Annotated in this window: 12 protein-coding genes; all 12 read left to right on the top strand. The window is 63.5% G+C overall.

The window, feature by feature from the left end:
- Positions 1–162: 162 nt before the first annotated feature.
- The 12 genes from rny to hflX all read left to right on the top strand — a co-directional run bounded on the left by rny (position 163) and on the right by hflX (position 11,956).
- On the top strand, positions 163–1,698 hold the full coding sequence (gene rny, locus AB1384_02085) for a ribonuclease Y (protein MEW6553061.1): 1,536 nt from the start codon (positions 163–165) through the stop codon (positions 1,696–1,698).
- Between the two features lie 202 nt (positions 1,699–1,900).
- Positions 1,901–3,016, top strand: a complete 1,116-nt coding sequence (locus AB1384_02080) for an ATP-binding protein (protein MEW6553060.1) — start codon at positions 1,901–1,903, stop codon at positions 3,014–3,016.
- A gap of 129 nt (positions 3,017–3,145) precedes the next feature.
- A complete protein-coding gene (locus AB1384_02075; GenBank protein MEW6553059.1) occupies positions 3,146–3,406 on the top strand; it encodes a stage V sporulation protein S in 261 nt (86 codons plus the stop codon).
- A 72-nt stretch (positions 3,407–3,478) separates the two neighbouring features.
- Positions 3,479–3,880 (top strand): DUF948 domain-containing protein, encoded by a 402-nt coding sequence (locus AB1384_02070; GenBank protein MEW6553058.1) that lies wholly within the window; start codon positions 3,479–3,481, stop codon positions 3,878–3,880.
- A complete protein-coding gene (locus AB1384_02065) occupies positions 3,849–4,655 on the top strand; it encodes a TIM barrel protein (protein MEW6553057.1) in 807 nt (268 codons plus the stop codon). The genes AB1384_02070 and AB1384_02065 overlap by 32 nt, the downstream gene beginning before the upstream one ends.
- An 11-nt stretch (positions 4,656–4,666) precedes the next feature.
- Positions 4,667–5,974 carry a tRNA (N6-isopentenyl adenosine(37)-C2)-methylthiotransferase MiaB gene (miaB, locus tag AB1384_02060; GenBank protein MEW6553056.1) on the top strand — a complete coding sequence of 436 codons (1,308 nt, stop codon included), beginning with the start codon at positions 4,667–4,669 and terminating at the stop codon, positions 5,972–5,974.
- 123 nt (positions 5,975–6,097) lie between these two features.
- Entirely contained in the window at positions 6,098–6,925 is an 828-nt protein-coding gene (locus AB1384_02055) for a class III extradiol dioxygenase subunit B-like domain-containing protein (protein ID MEW6553055.1), read from the top strand.
- Positions 6,926–6,941: 16 nt separating this feature from the next.
- Positions 6,942–7,481, top strand: coding sequence for an AmmeMemoRadiSam system protein A (gene amrA / locus AB1384_02050; protein ID MEW6553054.1), 540 nt, complete (start codon positions 6,942–6,944; stop codon positions 7,479–7,481).
- Positions 7,482–7,487: 6 nt separating this feature from the next.
- A complete protein-coding gene (gene miaA / locus AB1384_02045) occupies positions 7,488–8,441 on the top strand; it encodes a tRNA (adenosine(37)-N6)-dimethylallyltransferase MiaA (GenBank protein MEW6553053.1) in 954 nt (317 codons plus the stop codon).
- Positions 8,442–8,531: 90 nt separating this feature from the next.
- Complete coding sequence (gene dapF, locus AB1384_02040) at positions 8,532–9,383, top strand: diaminopimelate epimerase (protein ID MEW6553052.1); 852 nt, start codon at positions 8,532–8,534, stop codon at positions 9,381–9,383.
- 37 nt (positions 9,384–9,420) lie between these two features.
- Entirely contained in the window at positions 9,421–10,581 is a 1,161-nt protein-coding gene (locus AB1384_02035) for an LL-diaminopimelate aminotransferase (GenBank protein ID MEW6553051.1), read from the top strand.
- 76 nt (positions 10,582–10,657) lie between these two features.
- A complete protein-coding gene (gene hflX / locus AB1384_02030) occupies positions 10,658–11,956 on the top strand; it encodes a GTPase HflX (GenBank protein MEW6553050.1) in 1,299 nt (432 codons plus the stop codon).
- Positions 11,957–11,963 lie beyond the last annotated feature (7 nt).

Genomic DNA, 11,963 nt, shown 5'->3' with positions numbered 1-11,963 from the left:
TTCGCTTTGGTGATATACCGTAACGGCAGGATCTAACGATATTGGCCTATACGGTACATCCTGATCATCGATATATGCCTCATGCCGAGATGGAGCTCGGCTTTTTTTATTGAGATACCCGAGTCTATACCTCGGGTTTATATAGATGAAGGGAGGAAGAAGATGATAGTAGCCATCATAGTAGGCGTAGCTGCACTTGCGATAGGCCTGATAGCTGGTTTCCTGGCACGCAAATTCATGGCGGAGGCGAAGATATCCTCTGCCGAAGAGGAGGCAAGGCGTATCCTGCAGGAAGCCGATAAGATGTCCGAAGGCAAGAAACGTGAAGCTCTAGTTGAGGCTAAAGACGAGATCTTCGCCATGCGCAGCGATGCGGAGCGGGACATCAAGAACCGCCGCAACGAGCTGCAGCGTTTCGAGCGCAGGCTCCTGCAGCGAGAAGAGCAGATGGACAACCGTGCCGCTAACCTCGAGCAGAGGGAGAAATCACTAACTTCCAAGGAAAGCGAGATCCAGGCGCTGCGCAACGAAGTCCAAAGCAAGCTCGCCGAGGAAAACGAACGCCTGCAGGCGATAGCGGGACTGAACAAGGACGAGGCGAAACAGCTCCTCCTGCAACAGGTAGAGGAGGAGACCAAGCGTGAGGCGGCCCAGGTGATAAAGAAGATCGAGAGCCGTTTGCGCGATGAAGCCGAGAAAAAGGCGAAGCACATCATCGCCAACGCCATCCAGAGGTGCGCATCCGACCATGTAGCCGAGACCACCGTCTCCGTGGTGCCGCTCCCCAGCGACGAGATGAAGGGGAGGATCATCGGCAGGGAGGGGCGCAATATCAGGACCTTCGAGACCCTGACGGGGATCAACCTGATCATCGACGACACCCCGGAAGCGGTGATCCTCTCCAGCTTCGATCCGGTCAGGCGCGAGGTCGCCAGGCTGACCCTGGAGAGACTGATAACCGACGGCCGCATCCAGCCCGCGCGCATCGAGGAGATGTACGAGAAATCCAAGGCGGAAGTCGATGCGGAGATAAAGGAAGTCGGCGAGCAGGCGGTCTTCGACGTGGGCCTGCACGGCATCAACCACGAACTCATGAAGGTGCTCGGGCGACTGAAGTACCGCACCAGCTACGGTCAGAACGTCCTCAAGCACTCCATCGAGGTCGCGCACCTGGCGGGGCTCATGGCCTCGGAGTTGGGGACCGATATCAAGACGGCCAAGCGCGCCGGACTGCTCCACGACATCGGAAAGGCCATCGACCACGAGGTCGAGGGATCGCACGCGGTGATCGGGGCGGAACTCGCCAAGCGCCTCAAGGAAGGCGAAGCGGTCATCCACGCCATCGCCGCGCACCACGAGGAGACCGAGGCCCAGACCATCGAGGCGGTCCTGGTGCAGGCTGCCGACGCCATCAGCGCCGCCAGGCCGGGAGCCCGCCGGGAGACCCTGGAGAGCTACATCAAGCGCCTGGAGAAGCTGGAGACCATCGCCGATTCCTTCGAGGGCGTCGACGGATCGTATGCCCTGCAGGCGGGTCGCGAGATACGGGTGATGGTCAAGTCCGACGTAATAGACGACCTTGGCTGCGTCACCCTCTCCAGGGAGATCGCCAAGCAGATCGAGGACGAACTCGAGTATCCCGGCCAGATCAAGATAACCGTGGTCAGGGAAAAGCGCGTGGTAGACTACGCAAAATAACCGAGTGGAACCGGGGGCGGGCGTCACGCCCGCCCTTTTTCCATGCCAGCGCCAAGGGCGCGGAGAGCGGGCGTGCCGTCCATGGCACGCCTCGCGCCTCTGATATAATTTTTATTGACCATCGCGCATGTTCAGTGTGGTGGCCTACTTGCCGAGATGGTGATTGAGGAGTTTCCGGCGGTTCGACGAGACGGGATGCGCATTGGCTACAGACGGGAAACGGGATGGGGAAGACCTGCTCTCCTTCGTCCGCAGGTTCGCGGACCGGGATACCTTCACCGTAGAGGAGGAACTGGGGCACGGCTATGTCAGGCTGAAGATAACCGAGGCCGAGAGGCGCCAGGCCCTGCAGGACATCCGCAGTGTCGAGGACGTGGTGAAGGAGCTGGTGCGCAACGCCCGCGATGCCGGAGCTGCCCACGTTTACGTGGCTTTCCAAAAAGAGAAGGGGCGCTGGCGCAACGTGACCGTGCTGGACGACGGGAAGGGCATCCCGGAAACCATGCACCGCAGGATATTCGAGGCCAGGGTGACCTCGAAGGTACAGGACGTGGTCGAGGACTTCTTCGGCGTCCACGGCAGGGGCATGGCCCTCTTCTCCATCAAGCAGGTCGCCGACGACATCCAGCTGATAAGGTCCATCGAGGACAGCGGGACCATCATGCATGCACGCATGGACACCACCACCCTGCCGGAGAAGAAGGACCAGTCCTCGTTCCCCAGGCTGGAACTGGATGAGGAAGGTAACACGGTCATCGCGGGAGGGCCGCATAACGTGCCGCGCGTGCTCGCGGAGTTCGCGCTTAGCAGCCGCGACCTTAAGATATATCTGGGATCAAACGCCGAGATCCTGGCCACCCTCTACCACCATTCCCTGGAACTGAGAAAAGGGTGGGCCGCCGGGGAGAACGGGTCCAGGCGACCGCTCTGGTTCGACCTGGGGGGAATCAAGGAGGGGCGGCAGGTGCACGGCTTCTGCGCCGGCGAGATGGGCCTGGACGTCTCCGAGCGCAACGCCTTCCGTGTCCTGGAGTACGAGATCCACCCCCTCATGAGCATCAACGAACTGCTGGGAGGGGGAGACGGCACGGTCGCCGCGAAGCGCTCCGACCTGCACCGCCAACCGCACGCCGCATGGAGCGACCACCTCGCGCGCCGCCTCAGCCAGGAAGACGTATCCATAATCTGCGCGTCTCTGCGGGACACCTTCGCCGATATCGGTGGGAGATACTATCTCAAGGCAGAGGACCCGGTGGTCAAGCGGCGCAAGAACCGCCTCATCATCTCGCTGGGCCTGCACGAAAGCGACGACGACTGAGAGGCCCCCTCCGCCGTATATCCAGCACGGAGGATGCCTTTAACAATGGCTTGGATTAATATATTATAAGAGCTTATTCGGGGACCGAAGTCCATGGAATTGAAATGCCAAGGGGAGGAGCACTGAAGGATGGAAGTACTCAAGGTATCTTCGAAGTCCAACCCGAATTCCGTTGCTGGGGCGCTAGCGGGAGTCCTGCGTGAGACAGGTAGTGCCGAGATCCAGGTGATCGGGGCGGGAGCCTTGAACCAGGCGGTCAAAGCAATCGCCATAGCGAGGGGGTTCGTGGCACCCAGCGGTATCGACCTGGTGTGCATCCCCGCTTTCACCGACATCATGATCGACGGGGAGGAGAGGACGGCGATCAAGCTCTCCGTCGAGTCGAGATAGATACCGCCCGGGAGGCCGGCCGGCACAGGCCGCGGTGCGTGCCGGGATCCAGGCGGCAACCTAGGAGGCACCTTGAACGCACTGAAGATTATCTTCCTGGTGATCGCCATCATCTCCGTTCCGCTCCTCACCGTCTTTCTCGTCCGCCTCGTGCTCAAGATCAGCCGGAGCGTCGATCATATCAACCGCACCCTGGACGACTCCCGTCCGCAATTGAACATGCTGCTCGTAAACCTCAACCAGACCATCGATGACGTTAACGGCGAACTGGAGAAGGTGGGCCAGATTACCAGCGAGGCGAAGGAGATGCTGGAGCTTACGGAGTCCAGCCTGCGCGCCGTGGACTCGGCCCTCAAGTCTCCCATCGCCCGACTGGGCGGGATGCTGGCCGGCTTCGCCACCACGACCTTCCTCTTCCGCAGCTACTCCCGCAGGCAAGCGGGTGGAACAAAGGGATGGAGGGGGGGAGGGTAAGATAACCGAGTTCATCCTCTCCACCGCCTCCCTCTTCAGCTTCGAGCTGAGGGATATCTTCCAGCTTGTGCGCGAGGCGGGGTTCCAGGGGATCGAACTCATGGTCACCAGGCGCGAGGAGACGCAGTCCACGGAATACGTAAAGGAGCTATCCGAAGAGTTCGGGATCGCCGTGCTTAGCATACACGCCCCCTTCCTCTTCGCGGCGAAGAAGGTGTGGGGGGGGCCGCAGCAGAAGATCGCCATATCCCTCGACATGGCCCGGGAACTCGGGGCTGACATCGTGGTGGTGCACCTGCCGTACTTCTGGCAATGGGATTACGCCCGCTGGGCCCGCCACAACCTCAACTCCTGTGGCGGCAGCGGCGTCATCGTGGCGGTGGAGAACGCCATGAAGGTGTACGTGCATAGACCGCTCAACCTCAGCCTGTTCAACTCCCTGCGCGAGATGGGCCATTTCGACAACCTGGTCTTCGACACCAGCCATTATGCCATCGCCGGGATCGACATCTTCGAAGCCTGGGAGGCGCTGGGTGGCCGCGTGCGACATATCCACCTCTCCAACAACTATCTCAAGGGGTTCGATGACCATGCCCTGCCTTTCGAGGGAAGGCTGCCGCTGGACCGCTTCCTCCATGTGCTCCACCGCGACGGCTTCGATGGCAAGGTGGCGCTAGAACTGGGGCCGGGTCCCCTGGAGGCACGGCTGGGCCGCAAGAGGATCGTCGACAACCTCAGGCGCAGCCTTGATTACTGCATCGCCAATTATGCGTGAGTGGGCTTCGTATGGGTAAGAGTTACGCGCTTCAGACCTTCGGCTGCCAGATGAACATCCACGATTCCGAGCGCGTGCGGGGCCTGCTCGCGGAGGCCGGGTGGACGGAGGGTGACCTGCCCGAGGTGGATGCGGTCATCCTTCTGACCTGCTGCGTCAGGGAGAGCGCCGAGCAGAGGTTATACGGGCACCTCTCCTCCCTCAAACCCCTCAAGAAAAGGGGCACCATGATCGCTGTCGGAGGCTGCCTGGCCCAGAAGGAGGGGGTACGGCTGATGCAGCGGGCGCCCTACGTCGACGTGGTCTTCGGGACCCATCAGTACGCGAACATCGCCTTCCTGCTCTCCCAGGCCGGCCGGGGCGGCATATGCGCCACCGCCATGAGCGGAGCGCGCATCACCGGGCTGCCGAGCGGGAGGCGTGAAGACTTCCGTGCCTGGGTCACCATCACCAATGGCTGCGACAACTTCTGCTCGTATTGCATCGTACCTTACGTACGGGGACGCGAGGAGAGCCGCTCCATGGAGGACATCGTGCGGGAGGTGGTGGCGCTGAGAGCCGCCGGCGTCAAGGAGATCAACCTCCTGGGGCAGAACGTCAATTCCTTCCGGCGCGCGGAGGAGGGCAGGAGCCGTTTCGCCGACCTGTTGCGCCTCCTCGGGGAGGGGTCCCCCGAGCCATGGATAAGGTTCACCACCTCACACCCCCGCGACTTCGACAGTGACATCATGCTCGCCATCGCCGAGACGGACAACGTCTGCGAGTACGTCCATCTGCCCCTGCAGGCGGGCAGCGACCGCATCCTGCAGGCCATGAACCGCGGCTACGGCAGCCGGGAATACCTGGAAAAGGTCCGGGAGCTCCGCCGCCTGGTCCCGGGCGTGGCCCTCTCCACGGACCTTATCGTGGGCTTCCCCGGCGAGACGGAAGAGGACTTCGAAGCCACCATGGAGATGGTCGAACTGTGCCGTTTCGACACCTCCTTCACCTTTCTTTACAACCCCCGCGAGGGCACGGCCGCCGCTTCCCTGCCCGACGATGTCCCCGCGGAGACGAAGAGCGCCCGCCTCGGCCGGCTCATGGAGGCGACACGTTCCGCCACCGCTTCGAGCCTGCGCTCAGAGGTTGGATCGGAGCAGACGGTCCTCGTCTACGGCCCCAGCCGTAAAGACCGGCAACGCTGGTCGGCGCGCACCCGCCAGAACAAGCTGGTACACTTCAAGCGCACGGAAGACGATCTAACCGGCAGATACGTCCGCGTTCTCATCGCCTCCGCCGGGAGCTGGAGCCTGCATGGCGAGCTCCTGGAAACCCTGTGAGCCGGTTGCCGGCCGCGGCATACGGCGTTTCTCACGCCGGTACCGGGGGTATGCTATATACGGAAAGGCAGAGACGGCAGCGTTGCCCGGCTTGGGTTGCGCCCGCTGAACGGAGGTGACGGCATGGGTGACGGCATGGTCGGAGGCTGCGTTGTCCCGCACCCACCCCTGCTCATTCCGGAGATCGGTGGAAGGGACCAGGAAGCCGTGCGCTCGACCTGCGCCGCCATGAAGGAGTTGAGCCGTAGGATAGCGGAGCTTGAGCCCGACGTGCTGGTGGCGATATCGCCGCATACTCCCCCTTACAGGGACACCTTCATAATCAAGGACGCGCCGGTCCTGGGCGGCAGTTTCGCCTCCTTCGGACGACCCCAGGTGCGCATCGCCAAGGACAACGACCTGGAACTCGTCGCGGCCATGATAAAGTCGGCATCCTCCGAGGGTGTGCCGCTGATATCACGGCAGCAGACCGCCACGCGATGGTCCGAGGCGGGCGAGGAACTGGACCATGGGCTCCTGGTCCCCCTCTACTTCCTGGACCAGGCCTTCGATACTCCGATGGTCTGCCTCTCCATCTCCGGCCTTTCTTACCACGACCACTTCCTGCTGGGACGGGTCGCCAGCAGGGCCTGCGCGGACCTGAGGCGCAGGGCCGTCTTCGTGGCCAGCGGCGACCTCTCGCACCGCCTCATCAAGGGCGCGCCCGCCGGATATGACCCCAGCGCCCAGGATTTCGATCGGCGCATCGTCGATATCGCCGCCAGAGGCGATTTCGACGCTATCGTAGACATCCCAGAGGACCTGGTGGAGCTGGCGGGGGAATGCGGTTTTCGTTCCATCCATGCCATGTGGGGCGCCCTCAAGAACGGTACGCTGACCAACTCCGTCCTCTCCTACGAAGGCCCGTTCGGTGTGGGTTACCTGGTCTCGTTGCACCTCAAGAACGTATGAAAGGAAAGATGTATCCATGCCCGAGAGCAACGGAAATGAAACAGCCAGCCCCCATGTAAAGTTGGCGCGCTCGGCCATAGAAGCCTGGGTCAAGGGGGGTAAGAGGCTGTCGCGGGATGACATGAAGGATGACTTCGGGTCCCTGGACGGAAAGGGGGCGGCTTTCGTCTGTATCAAGAAAGGTGGAGACTTGCGGGGGTGCATAGGCACCTTCCAGCCCACACAGGAGACTCTCGCCGAGGAGATAGCCGCCAACGCCGTAAGTGCCGCCTGCCACGATCCGCGCTTCCCCCCCGTATCGGAACACGAGCTCGCTTCCCTCGACATCAGCGTCGATGTCCTCTCGGAACCGGAACCGGTCAGCGACGCTTCGCAGCTCGACCCCCGCCGTTATGGCGTGATCGTCAAGCGGGGGAGCAGGGTAGGGCTGCTCCTCCCCGACCTCGAGGGCGTGGACAGCGTAGAGCAGCAGCTCGAGATCGCCCGTAACAAAGCCGGGATCAGCCCCCACGAGCCCATACAGCTCTTCCGCTTCACCGTGGACAGGTTCTACTGATCGCCCATGCCCGTGCCTCCGAAGCGTCCAAAGATCGCGGCCATCCTCGGGCCCACCGCCACCGGCAAGAGCCGCATCGCCGTGGAGGTGGCTCCCGCCATCATGGCGGAGATCGTCTCCGTCGACTCAATGCAGGTCTACCGCGGAATGGACATCGGAACGGCAAAGCCTGGAGAGCCGTGGACGGACCTCGTCCCCCATCACATGCTGGACGTGGTGGAAGCGTCGCGCGAATTCTCCGCCGCCCAGTTCCAGGAAAAGGCGCGCCGGGCCATAGAGGAGATAAACGCCCGTGGCAGGACCGCCCTGCTGGTCGGGGGGACCGGTCTGTATTTCGAGGCGGTTGTATACGACATCTCTTTTCCACCGGGGTCTGCCGATGACGAGCTGCGCCGCCGGCTGCAGCAGGAGGCGGTCCAGGACCTCGCGGGGCTGAAAGAGCGCCTGGCGGCGGTGGACCCCGTTTTCGCGTCGTGCCACGACTTCGCCAATCCACGCCGCGTGGTGCGCGCCATGGAAGTCTACGAACGCACCGGCGTCCCTTTCTCCTCTTTCCAGTCCAGGCGCGGCATGCAGTCTTCCTTCTACGAATTCAGCGGGGTTGCGCTCAACGCCCCGCGGCAGGCACTGTACGGCGCCATTGATGCGCGCGTGGACGCGATGTTCGCAGCGGGCCTCGTGGAAGAGGTGCGGAGCCTGGCCGCTACCAGTGGGCTCTCGCGCACCGCGCGGCAGGCTCTGGGCTACAAGGAGGTCCTCGATCACCTTGACAGGGGCATACCTCTCGAGGAAACTATCGGTAATGTCAAGCGGCGGTCCCGCAATTATGCCAAGCGCCAGCTCACCTGGCTTAGGCGCATCCCGGGCCTTTACTGGCTGGACCTGGACGAAGCGGACCTCGCGGAACCATCGCCATGGGTGATCGCGGCGGTACTGGACCACCTGCGGGCCGGGCTGTGATAAGCTCCCGAGCGTGTGGCAGGCCGGGAACGAGCGGGGTACGGAACAGCCGGCCGCCGCACATACGAAGAGACCGGGACGGCTTGGTAAATGGATTTCTTCAAGTATCACGGTACGGGGAACGATTTCGTAGTCCTGGACGGCGGGGAGAGAGGGCCTTTCCTCTCCCCCCGGGAGATAGCCGGTATATGCGACCGCCGTACCGGCGTGGGCGCGGACGGCGTGATCTTCGCCTGCGCGCCCGGCGGTGGCGCCGATGCGTCCATGCGCATCTTCAACGCCGACGGCAGCGAGGCGGAGATGTGCGGGAACGGGATACGCTGCCTGGCCAAGTACCTCTACGAGAAAAAGGGCATACGCAAGGAAGGGATGCTCATAGAGACCCGCGCCAGCGTCAAGGCCCTGAGCCTGTCCCTGAACGGCAACGTGGTCACGGGGGTGGAAGTGGACATGGGCCTCCCCGAACTGGCGGCTGACGACCTCCCGGCTCCAGACGACCCCTCCAGACCGGGCGAGGTCACCATAAGAACTGAGGACGGAGAGGAACTGAAGGCTTTCTGCGTCTCAATGGGCAACCCCCATTGCGTGATCTTCGTCGCAGACGCGGCTGGGGCGCCGGTTGACCGCCTGGGCCCCAGAGTGGAGAGAGACCCCCTCTTTCCCGCCCGCACCAACGTGGAGTTCGCACAGGTAGATGGCGCCCACCGCATAGTGTTGCGCGTGTGGGAGCGCGGGGTAGGGGAGACCCTTGCCTGCGGGACCGGTGCCTGTGCGGCCGTCGCGGCGGCCATCCACACCGGGAGATGCGAGACCCCGGTCAAGGTGCAGCTCCCCGGCGGGACTCTGGACATAGGCGTCGATGGCAGCGGCCACCTGCTCATGGCCGGACCGGCCGTCGAGGTCTTTCGCGGGGAGCTCTCAGACGGGTGGATACAGGAGTGAGCCAGACTATGGGCAAGATCTGCCGAAGGGAGTTGCCTTGAACCTTTCCAAGAGACTGCAGGGGCTGCCGCCCTACCTCTTCGCCGAGATAGACCGGCGAGTGGAGGAGAAGAGGAGCCAGGGTGTAGACATCATCAACTTCGGCGTCGGGGATCCCGACCTTCCCACGCCGCCCCATATCGTCGAGGCCTTGTGCCGGGAGGCCGGCAAACCCGAACACCACCGTTATCCCTCCTACCGGGGCATGCCCCGCTTCCGGGAAGCCGCCGCCGCCTGGGTGGAGGGGCGCTTCGGCGTCTCCCTGGACCCGGGTACCGAGGTCCTCACCCTCATCGGTTCGAAGGAGGGCATCGCGCATTTTCCCCTGGCCCTCCTGGACCCCGGAGACGTGGCGCTGGTCCCCGACCCCGCATACCCCGTGTACAACAGTTCCACGCTCTTCTGTGGGGGGATACCGCAGGCGTTGCCCCTGGGCGAGGAGGCGGGTTTTCTGCCCGACCTCTCCTCCGTGTCGGAAGAGGTCTGGCGAGAGGCCCGGCTGCTCTTCCTCAACTACCCCAACAACCCCACGGCGGCCGTGGCCGACCATGCCTTCTTCGAGGAGCTGCTCTTCTATGCCCGCAAGTACGACGTGATCATCGCCCATGACCTTGCGTATTCAGAGATAACCTTCGACGGTTACGTCGCCCCCTCGCTCCTCGAGATACCCGGGGCCAGGGAGAGGACGGTGGAGTTCCATTCCCTGTCCAAGACCTACAACATGACCGGGTGGCGCGTGGGGTTCGCGGTGGGCGGGGCGGAGGTCATCGCGGCCTTCGCCAAGGTCAAGGAGAATGTCGATTCCGGCGTTTTCGACGCGGTGCAACTGGCTGCCGTTGCCGCTCTAGAAGGCCCCCAGGACTGCGTAAGACACAACCGCGAGGTCTACAGCCACCGGCGCGACACCCTGGTGGAAGGCCTGCGCAGCGTCGGTTGGGAGGTGACCCCGCCCAGGGCCACCCTGTACGTGTGGATGAAGACCCCGGCGGGTCTCAGTTCAAGCGCTTTCGCCAGCGAACTCCTTGATAAGGCCGCTATCGTGGTGGCGCCGGGGTCCTCATACGGCTCCCGGGGCGAGGGTTTCGTAAGGTTCTCGCTCACCCTTCCTGACCAGCGCCTCCTGGAAGGGGTCGACCGGCTCAAACAGGCGTTCTCCTGATAGCGGCGTGGGAAGCCCGGTATCCCTCCGGCACGCAGGACCTCTCGTGCACCGAAAGCGGCGGAGCGTGATGCGCATGGATGAATACCATAGCAGGGGCGCGGCCGACACCGCCGTGGAGAGGGAGCGAGCCGCCCTGGTGGGGCTGCGCTGGGGAGAGGCCACCCGGGATACGGCGGAGGAGAGCCTCGCGGAGCTGAGCTCTCTGGCGGAGACGGCGGGCGCGGAGGTGGTGGTGACATTGCTGCAGGCGCGTCCGCGTCCGGACGCGGCCACCTTCGTGGGCAGGGGAAAGCTGCAGGAGTTGGCGGAGGCCGTGGCCGCGAGCGGGGCCGACCTGGTGGTGTTCGACCAGGACCTCACGCCGTCACAGCAACGCAACCTTGAGAACGAACTGCAGGTCAAAGTGCTGGACCGCACCGCCCTCATCCTCGATATCTTCGCGATGCATGCCCACTCCAAGGAGGGCAAGGCTCAGGTGGAGATGGCGCAGCTCCGTTACGGGCTCACGCGCCTGGCCGGAAAGGGCGTCGAACTGAGCCGCCTGGGCGGAGGCATCGGCACCAGGGGCCCCGGAGAGACCAAGCTCGAGGTGGACCGCAGGCGCATCAAGACCCGCATCAGGACCCTGGACCGTGAACTCAAGGACCTATCGCTGGTGAGGAAAGTGAAGCGCAAGCGGCGAGAGCGCCAGGCCGTATCCACCTTCGCCCTGGTGGGCTACACCAATGCCGGCAAGTCCTCTCTGCTCAACGCCCTCACCCAGGCGGGTGTCGTCGTAGAGGACCAGCTCTTCTCGACCCTCGACCCCGTGACCAGGCGTATCGTGCTGCCGGCGGGGAGGGAGGCGGTGATAACCGATACCGTCGGTTTCATAGACCACCTGCCGCACCAGCTCATCGAGGCCTTCAAGTCGACCCTGGAGGAGGTCCGGGAAGCCGACGTACTCCTGCACGTGATCGACGCCTCATCGCCCGACTTGAAGCGAAAAATAGATGCCACGGGCGAGGTGCTGGAGGAGCTCGGCGCCAGCGACATCCCGACCATCTATGTCCTCAACAAGGCCGACCTGGTGCCGGCGGGTGAGCGCGAGCGCCTTGCCAGGCTGCTGCACCGGGGGGTCTTCACTTCTGCTGTCAGCGGCGAGGGCCTGCCCGACCTGCTGGAGAGGATGTCTGCGCACCTGTCGTCATCCCGCGTGGTGCGCGCCGTTATCCCGCATCACGAGGGAGAGTTGCTGGCCTTCATCTACAGGGTCGGGCAAGTCCTGGAGATAGAGTCCGACGAGGAAGGCCACCATATCACCGCCGATATTCCCGCCGGGGCGCTGCACCGGCTCGCGCCTTACGCCGACACCGCGAAGGACCGCGATTAAGGCCGGC

The organism is Actinomycetota bacterium, from assembly GCA_040757835.1.
Lineage (GTDB): Bacteria > Actinomycetota > Geothermincolia > Geothermincolales > RBG-13-55-18 > SURF-21.
This window is presented reverse-complemented; position numbering and strand designations above follow the sequence as displayed.